Genomic DNA, 15378 nt, shown 5'->3' with positions numbered 1-15378 from the left:
CGGCCCGCCACCCGAGCGGACACGGCCCAGCCCCGGGACGCCGGGCCGGTCCCGCGGTCTCCAGGTCGGCGGGACCGGCCCGGCACCGGTGCCGGCGAAGGCGCGGCGCCGGGACCGGTCCGCCTCCGTCGGCGGCGGGACGCGGGTGCCGGGCGCGGCGCCGGCAAAGGCGGGACGCCGGGGCGGCCCTGGGGGCGGCAGCCCGGCGTCGGGGGCGGCCTGGTCAGCGGGGGGCGGGGCCGCTCTCGGCGGCGGATATGCCCGGCCGGGCCGGGCGCCGGGGCGGACGCGCGGCGAGGCCGGGCAGCAGCAGGGCCCAGAACTGTTCGACCAGGTGCGGGGAGAAGTGGAGACGGTGGCGGGAGGCGAGGCCGGCCAGTCCCAGGGTCGCGGCGACCACGGCCACCGCGGCCGCCTCCGGGGAGACCCCCTCGGCCAGTTCGCCCGCACCGTGGGCCTCGCGCAGCAGGGCGTGCACCCACTCGTTCCACCACCGGCCCGGCCCCTCACCGCCCTTGCGCGAGGGATCACCGCCCAGTCCGAACCCGGCCCGCAGGACCGGATCCGCCGACAGTGCCAGCACCAGATCCCGGCTGACGTCCACCAGCAACCGCAGCGCCGCACCCCCCGACGGAGGCCCGGCGGGAGGTGCGGCCGGGCCGGGCCGGGCGGATCCGCCGGGAGCACCCGGCGCACGCGCCGCCGACACGTCCTGCCGCGCCGCCGACACGTCCTGCCGCGCCGCCGGCACGTCCTGCCGCGCGGCCAGCCTCTGCAGCGAGACCGTGGCCGCCGCCTCCACCTCACGGGCCAGCAGATCCTTGCTCGGGAAATGGAAATGCAGCGCCCCGGTACTCACCCCGGCCCGCCGGCTGATCGCCGGCAGCGAGGCGAGGGCGTACCCGTCATCGGCGAACACCTCGGCCGCCGCCCGGACCAGGGCCTGACGCGTACGTGCCGCCCGAACCTGCTTGACCATCCCGCCTCCTCCCGGGCCCGCACCGGCCGCCGCCACGACGGACACCCCCGGGCACTCCGAGGCCACACCCTATCAAACCGCATGCGCGGTATGTTTCACTGTCCGGGTGTCCCTCCAGCACCCGGCCGCACCGCACAGACCACCCGCCACCAGCACCACCACCCGAGGACCCCCGGCCACGCCCCACCCTCAGGCCACCGCCCGGCCGACCCGGAAACCGCCCGCGACCCGACGCCCCGCGACAAGCCGCCCGCACCGGCCACCAGAAAAGACCCCGAGGAGACCACCGGCACGGACAGAACCGTCAGGCCGGCAGTCCGCTCAGGCCGCCCGAAGCCGCACCCCGCCCCGACCTGGTCCGGACCCTGCCCCTGACCTGGCCGGGGCTCCGGTCCCGGTCCGGACCACGGCCTGCCGACACACTCCACAGCGGCACCCGACACCCGCTCGCGCCCGCCCGGAGCCGCCCGCCACCGCGCGGACCCGCCGGCCTGCACACCCACAACGCCCGCGACGCCGGCGGATCCGCACAACGCCCCGTCCACGGACGGGCGAAGCCCGCACGCCGGGCCGGCCCGGACAGCACCGCCCGGACAGATCCGCGCCCGGGTCCACGGTCCCGCCCAGGTCCAGGGGGTTCCGCCCGGGTCCGGGGGCCGCCCTGCCGGTGCGGGGCCGCCCGGGTCCAGGCGGGTGCGGGGTGGTGTCAGGCGGGAGCGGCGACCTCGTCGAGGTCGCCCAGCTCTCCCGCCTCGGCGGCCAGCCGTTCGCCCTCGGCGGCGACCTCGGCGGCCCGGGCCGGGTCGATGACCAGCTTTCCGAGCACCGCCGGCACCGCGATGCTCGGCAGCAGATGCTCGAACAGCGAGGAGACCCGCCGCTCCAGATCCTCCCGGCCCGCCAGCGTGTGGGAGTAGACCTGCACACCCGTCCACGCCGCCGAGAACAGCCACGCACTCTCCGCCGGATCCACATGCGGCAGCAGCTCACCCTGCTCCCGCGCCTCGCGCAGCACCTTCTCCGTCGCATCCAGCCAGGTCGTGATCGTCCAGGTGCCGAAGATCGCACCCATCTCCTGGCCCAGCGAAAGTCTCGCCGACGCGCTGACCACCGGGTTACGGCGCATCCGGTACGCCAGCGCCAGCCCCATGTCCACCAGCTCCTGCAGCTTGCTCGCCCGGGGCGCCAGCACGAACCCCGAGAACTGCTCGGCCAGCACCCCCTCCGCCAGCGCCTGCTTCGAGGGGAAATGGAAGTACAGGGCCCCCTTGGTCACACCCGCCCGGGTCAGCACCTCACCGATCGTGGCGGCCTCATACCCGCGCTCGTCGAAAACCGACGCCGCCGCATTCAAAATCGCCCGCCGGGTGCGAATCGCACGCTCCTGCCGCACCACGAACCCTCCAGTGATCGTTCCTCACTCCATCGCAAGATGTTTTCCTTGCAACCACTCCAAACCAAACCAGGTAGTCCGTATTTTCACAAGGGCGGCGCCCCCGCCACCATCCCGCCCCGGCTCAAAACCCCGCCCCCGCACACCCCCGCACCACCCCGCCCCGACCACCCCCTCACCGGGACGGACAACCCCTCCGCCCCCCGCCCACCACCCCGCACACCCACCCAACCGGAAGTCCGGATTCAACCGGTCCCCGCCCCCGGCCCCGAACCACCACACCCGCACACCCCCCAGCACACCCACCCCCTCCAGCCACCCACCACCCCACACCAGCACCCACCCCCGGACACGGCGGCACGCCACACCCCCCGGCAGCCCGGCCCGCCGCAGCACCCACACACCCGCCGCCCGCCCCGCCAACCACCCCGCCACCCTCGCCACCCCCACGACGAACCCACCCACGACCGGCCCATGCCACCCCCACCCCGGCCACCGCCTCACCGGCCGGCCTGTCCAGGGTCGTTCCGCGGGCGCACCGCGGGGCCGGGCAGAGGCCTCACGAGCACGCCGGGAAGGCGGCTCCATGCCGGATTCACGCAGGGGGCGGTGGAAGGGGGCGCCGAAGCATCCGGCCGCCCGGTACCGCCGCCGGGCCACAGCCGGCGGTACCGGGGCCGGCAGGCTTCTGCGTCCCGGCCCGCGCGGCACGCCTCCCAGTCCGGCACCCGGCCGTCCGGTGCACGACGGTGCAGTGCACGACGGTCCGGTACACGACGGTGCAGTGCACGACGGTCCGGTGCACGACGGTCCGGTGCACGACGGTCCGGTGCACGGGGACGGCCAGGACCACGCCCTTGCCGCGGCCAGCCCCACCCCGGCTCTCCCCAACGGCCCGCACCACAAAGCCCCGTACGACCGCCCACTCCTCCGCGACCGGCCACCACCGGCCCACCCCGGCACCCCGGCACCCCTGCCCCCGGCACTCCGCGCTGCCGGTCACCCAGCCGGAGCGGACACACCGGCCCCACCACACGCCGACAGGCCGGCGCCGCCCACCACGACACCGGCCACCGCCCCAGCCCCCGCACACCCCCCACCCGCAGGCCCCGCCTCAGCCCGCCGCGCGACCCGCCGCGCCGCCCGGACCCGACCCACCCACCCGGCGGCCCGGACGGGCCGGGCCGGGACGGGACGGGGGCGGGACGGGACGGGGGCGGGCCGGGGCGGGGGCGGGCCGGGGCGGGGGCGGGCCGGGGCGGGGGCGGGGCAGGTCGGGGCGGGCCGCTCACACCACCGCGGCCGCCGGCCCCGGTATCACCGGCAGCACCCGCGGCCCGTTCGAGATGAACGACTCCGTCCGCGGCAACTCCCCCGGCCCGAACGCCGCCCGCATCCGCGGGAACCGCCCGAACAACGCCCGCAACGCGATCTCCGCCTCCAGCCGCGCCAACGGCGCCCCCAGGCAGTAATGCACCCCGTACCCGAACGACAGATGCTCACGCCGCGTCCCACGCGTCACATCGAACACATCCGCATCCGCCCCGTGCACCCCCGGATCCCGCCCCGCCGCCGCGAACGACATCACCAGCGCATCCCCCGCGGGAATCACCGTCTCCCCCACCCGCACATCCTCCACCGCATACCGCAAAATCGCATTCGCCCCCGGCGCCTCCACCCGCACCGCCTCCTCCACCACATCCCCCCACGACACCCGGCCCGACCGCACCAGCTCCAACTGCCCCCGGTCCCCCAGCAACAACGCCACCGCATTCCCCAGCAGATTCACCGTCGGCTCACACCCCGCACTCAACAACATGATCAAATTGTCGACAATCTCCTTCTCACTCAACCCCCCACCCCCCGAACCACCCTCAGCACCCGACACACCCGCAACACCCGCCCCGCCCACACCACTTGGGGAACCCGCAACACCCGAGGCACCCACAACCCCCTGAGCCCCGGAAAAGCCCACACCACCCGCACCACCCGCAGGGCCCGCACCACCCGCCCCGCCCGTGCCGCCCGCACCACCCGCCCCGCCCGCGCCGCCCGCGCCGTCCGTACGGTCCGTACGGTCCGTGCCGCCGGCGGCGATCAGCGCACTCGTCAGATCCTCACCCGGACACCGCCGCTTGAACGCGACCAGCTCCCCCATCGTCGAGTACAACGCCCGGTAATTCGCCTGCGCCCGCTCCGACGACACCCCCGTGTCGAAGAACCCGTCGATGATCTCCCGCAACGGCCCCCGGAACTCCTCCGGAATCCCGAACAGCTCCAGCATCACCCGCCCCGGCAACGGCAACGCGAACAGCTCCCGCACATCCACCACCCCACCCCCGCCACGCCCCGCCGCCGCCTCGACCTCCTCCAGCAGACCCGCCGCGATCTCCTCCACCCGCGGCGCCAGCAACGCCACCCGCCGCGCCGTGAACGCCGACGCCATCAACCCCCGCAACCGCCGGTGCTCCGCCCCGTACGACGTCACCAGATTCTGCACCGACACCCACACCGCCAACGGCCAGCTCCCCGACACCTCACCCCGCCGCCACGCCGGCCAATGCCGATACGCATCCTTCGACACCCGCCCATCCGCCAGCAAACCCCGCATCACCCCCGCATCCGTCACCACCCACGCCCCCACCCCACCCGGCAACACCACCCGCGACACCGCACCCCGCCCCCGCAACAACGCCGCCTCCCCCTGCACATCCCGCCCCAACACATCCAACACAAACGGACACCCCCCACCCCCACCCGCCGACCCGCCCGCAGACCCCCCACCACCAACCCCAGCCCGCACAACCGCAGACCCCCCACCACCACCCGGCCCAGCCAGCCCCACCACCACCGCCGCACCCTCCACCACACCCGGCACAGCCACCCCACCCCCGGCCGCTCCCCCCACAACCGGCATCCCGCCCCCGGCCGCTCCCCCCACAACCGGCATCCCGCCCCCGGCCGCTCCCCCCACAACCGGCATCCCGCCCCCGGCCGGCCCCTCCGCATTCCCGGCCCCCGCCACGCCCGCCACACCGGCCACACCCCCCACATCTGCCGCGCCCGCGACCACGGGCACTCCGCCCCCCGCACACGCCCGGCTCCCGGCCGGCCCCGCCACCCCGCCCACGACCGCCCCGCTCCCACCCGGCCCGGCCGCTGCGTCCAGCTCACCGCGACCCTGCTCACGCCCATCCATCCGACGCACCATCAGACCCTCCCCGCAGACACCGAAAACACCGGAAAAACACAACGACACGAACCAACACAGCAATACGAACAAACACCAACAACAAACCATGACAAAACGCCGGCCCATGACCCACCCCCGCCCACCACCGAGCTCCCCCCACCCCCCGGCACACCCCACCCCCCGCAGCCCCCCGACACCCCACCCTCAGGAACCAACCCCCCACAAACCCCCGGACGCCCGCCCTCTCGGACACCGCCCCACCGGCAAACCGCCCACGTCCGGGAACCACCCGACACCCGACACTCGCCCCAACACCCCGACAACCTCACCACCGGGAACCACCCGGACCCGAGACCCGCACCACCCAGAAACCACGACCCCCGACCCCCGACCTCCGACCCCCGGGAACCGGCCCCCGGGAACCGCACCCCCTGCACGAGGCCCAGGACCACCCAGCCGGAAACGCTCCAGGCCCCGCATCACACCACCGTCATCACCTCACACAGCAGCCGGGGCCACCACACCCCCACACCCCGCACCACCCACGAACCAGAACGCAGCAACCACGCCAACCCCCAACCCACAGCCCACAGCCCACAAGCGTCCAAGCCCACAAGCACCCAAGCCCCAGCACCCCCAAGCCCCAAGACTCCACGGACCGGCCCCTGCACCCGAGCCCCTCAACTCATCGACTCCTGCGCCCCTGCGCCCCTGCGCCCCTGGACTCCTGCGCTCCTGCGCTCCTGCGCTCCTGCGCCGACAGCCTCCACGGCCACCCGCACGCCCCAGCCCGCCGGCCCCGCGCCCCGCCGCGGCCACCCCCGAATCCGCACCACCCACCCCCACACCTCCCCCGCGACCAGCCCCCCACCCCGGCACCCCCGCACGAGACCCCCAACCCCGCCAGGCCCGCACCCCCGCCCCACACCCCCCGCACGAGACCCCCAACCCCGCCAGGCCCGCACCCCCGCCCCACACCCCCCGCACCCCGACCCGGCACCACCCGCACCCGCCGCCCCGGACACCCGCACCCGCCACCACACCGCACCGCACCGCACCTGCACCAAACCCGCCCCGGCACACGGCCCGCACCCCACCACCACACCCCCCGCCGCCCGGACCAGCCCCACCCGGACCCCCACCCAGGCCCCCGCCCAGGCCCCCGCCCAGGCCCGCACCCGCGCCCGCGCCCGGCGCCCGGCGCCCGGTCCCGGCCCGCTCACGGCAGAGACCGGCACCCACCCAAAACAGCACCCGAACCAAACCGCTCAGCCGGTTTCACCATAGCCCCCGACACCCGCCCACCGCGAGAGCCCCACCCCCGCCGAGCCACCGCCCCCGAGCCTCGCACAGCACCCCGCACCCACGGAAGACACCACCAGAACGGAATACAACCCCCCGTTTACCCCGAAGATCCCCACCCCCGCCCCACCCCCGCCCCCTACCGCCGGCCCGGCACCCCCCACCCCCCGCACCCCCGCACCACCCGGCCCCCACACCCGACCACCGCCCGCGAAATTCCCCGCCCACCCTTGAAAAGAAAACCGGTAGGTTCGTATCTTATGACCCTGCACGGTCGATCCCAGCCCACCCAACGGCGCAACGGAGACCCCCATGACCCTGCTCACCGTCCACCCGGACAACCACCCCACCCCCCACACCCCCACACCCCCACCCCCCGCACCCCCCACCCCCATGCCCCGCCTCACCACCACCGTCCCCCGCGAATACGTCCACCGCAAAAGCCTCGCCGAGGTCTTCCTCACCGGCAGCGAGAAAACCGGCGACAACCACTACACCCTCACCGCCCAATGGCCCCGGACCCACACCTTCTACACCACCCCCCACGCCACCCACCACGACCCCCTCCAAGCCGCAGAAACCATCCGCCAGACCGGCCTCTACCTCGCCCACGCCGAACTCGGCGTCCCCCTCGACCACCACTTCCTCATGTGGAACATCCACCTCACCACCCACCCCCAACACCTCACCATCGGCCCCACCCCCACCGACCTCACCCTCACCACCACCTGCACCACCCTCCGCTACAAAGGCAAACGCCTCGCCGACTTCACCATGCACATCAACATCACCCGAAACGGCCACACCACCGCCACCGGCGGCGGCCAATTCACCTGCCTCACCCCCACCACCTACCACCGCCTCCGCCAACCCCACACCCACCAACCCACCCCCACACCACCCACCACCCCCACCACCACCGACCCCACCCCCTACGGACGCCACCTCCCCCTCGACCTCGTCCTCACCCCCACCCCCACCCCCCACACCTGGCAACTCACCCCCAACCCCCACCACCCCATCCTCTTCGACCACACCACCGACCACATCCCCGGCATGGTCCTCCTCGAAGCCGCCCGCCAAGCCACCCACACCCACACCCACCCCACCCCCACCCACCTCACCACCCTCCACGCCACCTTCCACCGCTACACCGAACACCACACCCCCACCTACATCACCACCACCCACACCCCCACCACCCACACCACCCACGTCACCGCCACCCAAAACAACACCACCACCTTCACCGCCCACCTCACCACCACCCCCCACACCTAACCCACCCACCACCCACCACCACCCACCAACCCAACCCCACCACCCGCCCAGCGATCGGCGAACGAAGCCCCTCACACACCCCAACCGACACAACCCATGAGCTCGACACTCTCCGAGCTCCAAAGCACACCAACGTCGAGGCAGGCCCCAGCCGGGCCACCAGGCCCGCACATCATGACCCCAAAGACAGGAATCAAGCCGGCCAGGCGAAGAACACACAGTCCCGGACTGGACCAACTCTCACCGGGCATCGGACAAAACACCGGTCCGGAACGCGCAGCGGCGAACGCCATGAATTCCTCATCCTCCCGGTCCCTCAACCGAGATCCCGTCCGCAGTCCACACCTGAAGTCACTGTGGCCAGTGAAATACGTCCCACCCCGAGAAACAGAAATCCGGCCACCTCAGGCGAACCGCCCCCGGCAATGCTCACGCCCGGCATCCACCAGGGCCACGACTCCCACGATGACCCGTCCGCCACCCGGACGACATCCGATGAAACGACGGTGCCGAACGCGCGGTGGACAACAACTCGGCACCACTGCCAGCCCCACCAGCAGAGCAGCACCCGGCCCACCGCCCCAGGAAAAAGGAAAGCCCCGGAAGAAGGTCCAGCAGCGTCAAGAACTGCTCCGGCACATCGCCGGACATCTCCGCTCACGCGAAGAAAACCAAGGCCACAGACCATCCACCACGGAAGGTGCTACAAGCAACCGACACCCCGCACAAAAAGCAGTGTTGGACGGCCAAATACGGAGATACCTGGGCCTGCCCCCGATCCACACCGAGCAGACAAACATGTTCACAAACGCCCACACCGAAGCCAAGAGCACGGAACCCGCGACGACACTCCCACAGTCCTCCCAGACGTCCATCTGCTGCCGAAAAACGGTGCCCCAACGACACCACGAAAGAGACGCCCGGTCACGCCACTGACCACCGCACCGACAGTCAAAAACCCACAGGCACACACTCCAAAGAATTCAGGGTGAGCGGAGTAAGGTAACGCCGTCGTACCGGCAGTCATCGCGGTTGTCCCACGGTAGTTCGGAGTCGCCCGCGGCAGAACTGAGTACATGACGGGCGAGCACACGTCGCTTGGCCTCGACCTCCCGCCGAACGCGAGCGGGGTCGTGCAGCGCGATGTACAGGGCGATCGTCGGACGGACGCCGGAGAGTTCCGCTTGGCAGAAGTTCACCGTGTACCCGTGAGCAGTCCACTCTCCGCGACCGTCACCGTCGCAGCGTCAGGCCAGGTCGGCCTCCTCATCCAGCCGTGCGTGAAAGAACGTCACAAGGTCATGGCTCATGGGGTCATGGGGTCATGGGGTCATGGGGTCATGGGGTCATGGGGTCATGGGGTCATGGGGTCATGGGGTCATGGGGTCATGGGGTCATGGGGTCATGGGGTCATGGGGTCATGGGGTCATCCTGGATCATGTGCCAGGCCCAAACGCCTGAATTCCATGCGAGGCCGCCCGCAACGATGTTCGACCACGCGCGGCGGGTTCCTGGCGCGGGGCGGTGGCGAGGGCCTCTCGGGTCATGGCACGGTTCGGGGCGTCCGGCCGGGACCGGGGCCGGAGTCTGGCCCTGCTTGCACAAAAGCCTCCTCGCGGAACTCCATAAGGCCGGGCTCCCGGACCTGGAGGACGCCGCGGCCGACGGCTCGCACGACCGGACCCTCAAACGGGGGCTCACACAGGACCTTAACCGGTCGACCGCGCCCGGCCCGGCAGCAAGCACCACGTGATCACCGACCGGCACAGAACGCCTCCACCTGTATCTTTGACCAGCGGAAACCGACACCACGTCACCCAGGTCACGCCCCTGGCGGACGCGACACCCCGCATCCGCAGCCTGGCGGCCCAGCCACGCCACCGATCCCGGCCGGCCACACCACCGGCCTCAGCGGCCGTCCACAGCATCATCGTGACACCTACGCGCAAGGCGGCGTGCTGCCCGACGTCGGAAGAGCCGCGCGGAAGCTGGCTCGACTCCACGCCCTGGAACGCTTCGAGTGCGGCCAGGGGAACCGAAAGATCACTGCCATGCTGAGGTCAACGAGCGATCTTTGCAGCGTGATGCCCGTGCCCGCGTACAACCACAACTCCAACAACAGGACGGTGAACAGTTCTCCCTCGTCGACGGTCCAGCAGGAAATGCCTGGCGGCCACCTCCGCCAGCCACGGCTGCACCCGTGGCCCTGACAGGATGGCCGAAGTCACCACCTCTCCACACGAACAGCCCCTGCGAACCTGCATCATGGCTACGCACAGGAACCGTAGGCTGCCGCGCATGGAACAGCGCGAGGTACTACAGGGAGTCGTTGCCGTACTCACCGAAGCCCTCGAGAAGCGGCGACTGGCCCGCGAAAGCCCAGACCGGGACAACGAACCGGCATCCACGATGATCCCGTCGCTCCTGACAGACCTGATGCCGAAGCTGGCGTTCGCTCCCGACGCGACCGCCCGCGACGTGACTGTGGCCGTCAAACGCGAATGGTCACCGGCCATCGAACAGATGGCAGCCGCATTCACCCTGGCATTCGTCACCCTCGCCGAGGCACACGACGACGGCGTCGCAGACGTATCGACCGCTGACATCCTCCGCGCACTGGCACTGCACTTCGAGGAGTAATACACAAAACTCAGATCCACCCCACCTCGAGGACCACCGCGCCCCGACAAAAAGCCCAGGACGCCCCCCGGCACCGGACAATCCAGACCGGAACCGCTCCGCGCTCATGCACCTCCTCACCGACGCCGCGCCGGAGACCACCAACGGTGTTCAGAGCCGGTTGACGCTCCCAGGCCGTCCCCTGCATGCTCTCGGCGGGCCAAGGTCCGATAACCAGCTGCGCGTACGGGGACTTCAGTCGTCAACCACGGAAACCGGCGCACGCGGGAGGCCAGGCGCTACCGCTGATGGCCGCCGGTTTCCAGGACCTTCATCTGGGCGGTGACGAGGGCGGCGGGAATCTTCTTGAGCCTGTAGACATCCACATCGACCGCATCAAAGACCGCCACGGTGGAACCGGAGCGGATGACCTGGTAACTCTGGAGCCTCCGGTAGGGATCGCTGTCCCCGCCGGGAGAGCGATCCACGACGTCGAGCCGGAAGGAGACACCCTCCTCGCCCTGGTGAGGATCACCGGTGGGCGCCAACTTCTCGAAGGTCGTATCCGCCGGAAACGTCATCGTGTAGCTGGTGCACGTCGCCAGGGCCGACCGCAATTCGTCCATCACCCGCACGGCGTCGGCCGCACGATAGGACACGAGGTGCATGGTGGATATGACGCCCTCGTTCTGGACCATGCGCGTCACACTGCCGAGCGGGGTGTACTTGCTGGCCCCCGACAAGGCTGATCCGACCGGCGCGCAGGACGCCGGATGCGTGCCCTCCTCGCGCAGGGCACTGACGGTGCCATCGCCGAAGCCGTCCGTGCCGGCGCCCAGCCTGGAGATGGTCCACCCCGGCAAGTCCCGCTTGTCGACCACCGCCCGTTCGAGCTGATCCTGCGTCAGCGGGCGCCGTGCCGGACTTTGCGGTGTCGGCGTCCCGGCGGAAGCCGTTCGTGCGGCGTTCTCCGCGCCCGGCGCATGGCCTGCGGTGGAATCCCCACCTTTCTGGCCACCGCAGCCGACCGCTCCGAGGCCCAGGACCACGCTTGCGGCGCCGACGGACCATCTTCGTATGACGACGTTCTTCACTGCCCACCCCTTGATCACATCTGTGAAAGGGGATAGTACGGCCATGACCTCGGATGTTGCCCCAGGACCCGGCACTCGGCGTCGGGCACGCGTAGCGTGCGGGCACGCGCCGTCGCCGGGATGGAATCGAACACGTGATGCCTGAGCAGTACGTGCCGACCCTCGGTCCAGCCCAACCGGACGGCCCGCACCCTCCCACCGACCTGGGCCGGCACCTTCCCGTCGGGCATCTCGGGCCGCGAGCTCGTCGAACGCGCGGTCCTTCAGGGCCACAAGTTCGGTGCCCGTCTTGGCGTACGGGGCATAGTTGCGCTCCTTGCGCGGACCACCGTGGACAGGCTGCGAAGGACGCGATCCGCGAACGATCCTGCTCGGCGGACGCCGTCGCAGTCGGTGGCCACGTGTCCCCCGCCGGGGCCATGGGTCCCGTTCGGCAGCGTCCCGGACGGCTCGGCTCCGTGGTCCCCCCGGATAGCCCGGGGGGACCACGGAGCCGTTCGCGTGCCGAAGCGATGATCAGGACGAGGACAGCCCCAGCCCGTGGACGGAGCGGCCCCCTACGAGCTGACGGCCGGTCACCAGTTCGGGCTCGACCCGGATGAACACCTCCTCGGGCGAGGCCACCCAGGAGCGCGGCCCGGTACGGGTGAGCCGGCCATGCTCGGCTGGATCAGTCACCATCGCGGCGCGTCCGGTGACCACGACGCTCCAGCCGGAACGGGCTGCCGCATCCACCTCGTCCGCTTCGAAAGCGATCACCGCACCGTCGATCGCGGCGACCAGTTCCGAGTCGGCCGAAGTCCGCATCACCACAGCGGAATCGGTGTCCAGGCTGAAGTTGACCGGCAGAACGGCGGGCAGGGCATGGCGCGTGTGGACGACGCGGCCTATCGGGACCCGCGACAACAGACGCAGGCACTCCTCGCGGTCGAGTTCACGGAAGCCGTCGTGGGGATTCATCGCGGGGTCCAACTCTCAAGGCGTGCGGTGGCATGCGTTGCCGCCTGTGGAACGGCACGCCGCGGGGCCGACCGGTCCCCGCCGGACGACGGAGCGGCGGCCGCCGGTACCGACACTCAGGGCACGGCGATCCGACGCCCGGTGACGGCGGCCGGATCGACGCAGCGGCCTTGCCGATCCCTGGTGTCAGGTCGGCTTCACCGCCACGCAGGGCCGCCACACTGGTCTCGAGGACGTCGGCGAGGCGGATGAGTACGCTCATGCCTGGCATGGCGGTGCACTGTTCCTCCAGGTACCTGATGTATCCGGGAGCAGTACCCGCGCGGGAGGCGGTCTCTTCCTGGGTCAGGCCGAGTTCCTCGCGTCGTCGGGCGATACGGTGCCCGATGTCGCCCGACGCGTGGTCCACGGTGGCGGACGACGCGGGCGTCGATGTCTGTTCCGGCATGGCCGTTCACTTCCTCGTCTCAGGATGTCGTGACCGTCAGGGCGTCGTGCTGCGGCCCGCCGAGGACGATCTTCAGGGCGCCGGTGTCCGCGGCCCCCGAGAAGACGTCATAGGCCTCCTCCATCGCCTCCAACGGGAAGGTATGGGTCACCAGGGACGACGTGGGCAGGTGCCCCGCGGCCATCATGCGCAGCAGGGTGGGCGTGGAGTACGTGTCCACGAGTCCGGTGGTGATGGTCACGTTCTTGGCCCACAGGTCTTCGAGGTGAAGTGTCGCGGGCTTGCCGTGCACGCCGACGTTGGCCACGTGCCCACCGGGCCGCACCATCCGTGTACATCCTTCGAAACTCGCCGGCACCCCCACCGCCTCGATGACGACATCCGCCCCCAGCCCTTCGGTGAGGTCGGCGACCAGCTGCTCGGCTTCCTCCCCCGCGACGGCCACGGCGTCAGCGCCGAGGTGCTTGGCGGCGTCCAGCCGTGCTGGGGCCAGGTCCACGGCAATGATCTTCTCGGGGGTGAAGAGCCGTGCCGTGGTGACAGCAGCGAGCCCGATGGGTCCCGCTCCGACCACGACCACGGTGTCCGCGGGCCGTACCCGCCCGTTCAGCACACCCACCTCGTAAGCGGTGGGCAAGATGTCGGCCAGCAGCACGGCGTCCCTGCTGTCCACCGCGCCGGGCAGCGGATGGGTGGACAGGTCCGCGTGCGGTACACGGACGTACTCGGCCTGCGTGCCATTGATCAGGTGGCCGAGGATCCAGCCGCCGTCCGCGCGGCACTGTCCGTACATTCCCTCCCGGCAGAAGCGGCAGCGGCCGCACGCCGTGATGCACGACACCAGCACCCGGTCACCGGGGCGGACCGTGCTGACGTCGGTGCCCACCTCCACGATCTCTCCGACAGCCTCGTGTCCGAGCACCGTGCCGGGACGGACCTCCGGTACGTCACCCTTGAGGATGTGCAGGTCAGTCCCGCAGATGGTGACCGCGTCGACGCGGACGATCGCATCGGTGGCGTTCTGGATTGCGGGATCCGCGACATCCTCCCACGCGGACTTTCCCGAACCATGGAACACAAGTGCTCTCATGACACCCCTTCTCTGTGCTCGGCCCTCGCCGGTCGTGGAGGAGGACGGCATGGAGCTTCACCGCTGCCTGCGACTACCGTGGCCCGTGTCCTGCCGTGTCGGCTCCGACACGGGTGGAAAGCCCTTCGGCGATCGCCCCACGCGTGGATTGAACTTGTATGTCCAGCCTGAGCGTGACAGCTGCTGTCCGCTTGGGCCGGTCGGTCCCCATCGGGGGACCGGGCGGGCGGTACGGGTCGGCTGACGGTCTCGCGTACGTGGACGGTGGCGCCGCACTTCGCGTACGAGGGCCGAACGGGCCGACCGCCGGACCTCGCTGGGGCCCGGACGGCCCGTGATACCGCCTGGACGGCCCCTGCCCGCCATGCAGTCCCCGCTGCCACCGTCCTGTCTGTGACGGGACGACAAGGAGGTGCGGTCCGATGCGCGGGACCAAGCGTGTGAGTCGACTGCTGTGGCGGTGGCGGACCAATCCTCTGCGACGACACGAGGACGTCGTCGGGGCCTGGATCGTGCTGGCGGTCTGGATGGTCATCGCGACCGGCGGCACCGTGATCGGCGTGCTGACGGCCCACGCCGCCGACGAGTCCTTCGCGCAGCTTCGCCGCGAGCGGCACCCGGTCCAGGCCGTTCTCGCCGAGAGCACGGCTCCGACCGTGACCAGGGGAGCGGGCACGCCCTACGACCAGGTCCGGGCCACCGTCCGCTGGACGGCGAAGGACGGCGCCACACGTACCGGCCAGGCCTTGCTGGATCCCGGGCAGCGAGCCGGATCGGAAGTTGTGGTCTGGCTGAACGGCAGCGGGCGGCTCACCACCGAACCGACCTCCGCCTCGACGGCCGCTGTGGAGGCGGACGTGTTCGGAGCCGCAGCCGCGCTCGCCTTCGCCAGCCTGGCTCTCGCCGCCGGACGCGTCGTCCGATGGCGGTTCGATCAGCGGCTCCACGACCGATGGGGCCGCGAGTGGGAGCAGCTCGGACCGCAGTGGCGGCGCAGGACCAACTGACGCGGAAACCGG

The 15378-nt window shown here is 71.3% G+C and carries 11 protein-coding genes; 3 read left to right on the top strand and 8 right to left on the bottom strand.

Features of this window, described 5'->3' with window-relative positions; genetic code table 11:
- Positions 1–223: 223 nt before the first annotated feature.
- The 3 genes from OG776_RS41065 to OG776_RS41055 all read right to left on the bottom strand — a co-directional run bounded on the left by OG776_RS41065 (position 224) and on the right by OG776_RS41055 (position 5106).
- Positions 224–979 carry a helix-turn-helix domain-containing protein gene (locus tag OG776_RS41065; protein ID WP_329318200.1) on the bottom strand — a complete coding sequence of 252 codons (756 nt, stop codon included), beginning with the start codon at positions 977–979 and terminating at the stop codon, positions 224–226.
- A 706-nt stretch (positions 980–1685) separates the two neighbouring features.
- A complete protein-coding gene (locus OG776_RS41060) occupies positions 1686–2372 on the bottom strand; it encodes a ScbR family autoregulator-binding transcription factor (protein WP_329323822.1) in 687 nt (228 codons plus the stop codon).
- A 1288-nt stretch (positions 2373–3660) separates the two neighbouring features.
- A complete protein-coding gene (locus tag OG776_RS41055; protein WP_329323600.1) occupies positions 3661–5106 on the bottom strand; it encodes a cytochrome P450 family protein in 1446 nt (481 codons plus the stop codon).
- Positions 5107–7179: 2073 nt separating this feature from the next.
- On the opposite strand from OG776_RS41055, the gene OG776_RS41050 reads away from it, so the two are divergent.
- Positions 7180–8148, top strand: coding sequence for a ScbA/BarX family gamma-butyrolactone biosynthesis protein (locus OG776_RS41050; RefSeq protein ID WP_329326623.1), 969 nt, complete (start codon positions 7180–7182; stop codon positions 8146–8148).
- Positions 8149–9131: 983 nt separating this feature from the next.
- On the opposite strand, the gene OG776_RS41045 is transcribed toward OG776_RS41050, so the two are convergent.
- A complete protein-coding gene (locus OG776_RS41045; RefSeq protein WP_261995118.1) occupies positions 9132–9347 on the bottom strand; it encodes a DUF6221 family protein in 216 nt (71 codons plus the stop codon).
- A 1099-nt stretch (positions 9348–10446) separates the two neighbouring features.
- Here OG776_RS41045 and OG776_RS41035 point away from each other — a divergent pair.
- On the top strand, positions 10447–10788 hold the full coding sequence (locus OG776_RS41035; protein WP_148014927.1) for a hypothetical protein: 342 nt from the start codon (positions 10447–10449) through the stop codon (positions 10786–10788).
- A 278-nt stretch (positions 10789–11066) separates the two neighbouring features.
- Here the strand turns inward: OG776_RS41035 and OG776_RS41030 are convergent, their stop codons facing one another.
- From OG776_RS41030 to OG776_RS41015, 4 genes are all read right to left on the bottom strand, one after another.
- Complete coding sequence (locus tag OG776_RS41030) at positions 11067–11861, bottom strand: hypothetical protein (RefSeq protein ID WP_148014928.1); 795 nt, start codon at positions 11859–11861, stop codon at positions 11067–11069.
- Positions 11862–12377: 516 nt separating this feature from the next.
- Positions 12378–12821, bottom strand: a complete 444-nt coding sequence (locus OG776_RS41025; RefSeq protein WP_329323598.1) for a pyridoxamine 5'-phosphate oxidase family protein — start codon at positions 12819–12821, stop codon at positions 12378–12380.
- Entirely contained in the window at positions 12796–13269 is a 474-nt protein-coding gene (locus OG776_RS41020) for a helix-turn-helix domain-containing protein (protein ID WP_148014744.1), read from the bottom strand. The genes OG776_RS41025 and OG776_RS41020 overlap by 26 nt, the downstream gene beginning before the upstream one ends.
- A gap of 19 nt (positions 13270–13288) precedes the next feature.
- Positions 13289–14359: a zinc-dependent alcohol dehydrogenase family protein gene (locus tag OG776_RS41015; RefSeq protein ID WP_148008253.1), complete on the bottom strand. Its 1071-nt coding sequence runs from the start codon at positions 14357–14359 to the stop codon at positions 13289–13291.
- Positions 14360–14781: 422 nt separating this feature from the next.
- Between OG776_RS41015 and OG776_RS41010 the strand changes: the two genes are divergently transcribed.
- Positions 14782–15366 carry an Rv1733c family protein gene (locus OG776_RS41010; protein ID WP_148008254.1) on the top strand — a complete coding sequence of 195 codons (585 nt, stop codon included), beginning with the start codon at positions 14782–14784 and terminating at the stop codon, positions 15364–15366.
- Positions 15367–15378: the final 12 nt, after the last annotated feature.

This window comes from Streptomyces sp. NBC_01689 (assembly GCF_036250675.1).
Lineage (GTDB): Bacteria > Actinomycetota > Actinomycetes > Streptomycetales > Streptomycetaceae > Streptomyces.
This window is presented reverse-complemented; position numbering and strand designations above follow the sequence as displayed.

Bases quoted from the DNA above. Each gene is read 5' to 3' on its own strand.
- OG776_RS41015 (WP_148008253.1), bottom strand. From the start codon at position 14,359: ATGAGAGCACTTGTGTTCCATGGTTCGGGAAAGTCCGCGTGGGAGGAT.
- OG776_RS41025 (WP_329323598.1), bottom strand. From the start codon at position 12,821: ATGAATCCCCACGACGGCTTCCGTGAACTCGACCGCGAGGAGTGCCTG.
- OG776_RS41020 (WP_148014744.1), bottom strand. From the start codon at position 13,269: ATGCCGGAACAGACATCGACGCCCGCGTCGTCCGCCACCGTGGACCAC.
- OG776_RS41065 (WP_329318200.1), bottom strand. From the start codon at position 979: ATGGTCAAGCAGGTTCGGGCGGCACGTACGCGTCAGGCCCTGGTCCGG.
- OG776_RS41050 (WP_329326623.1), top strand. From the start codon at position 7,180: ATGACCCTGCTCACCGTCCACCCGGACAACCACCCCACCCCCCACACC.
- OG776_RS41035 (WP_148014927.1), top strand. From the start codon at position 10,447: ATGGAACAGCGCGAGGTACTACAGGGAGTCGTTGCCGTACTCACCGAA.
- OG776_RS41010 (WP_148008254.1), top strand. From the start codon at position 14,782: ATGCGCGGGACCAAGCGTGTGAGTCGACTGCTGTGGCGGTGGCGGACC.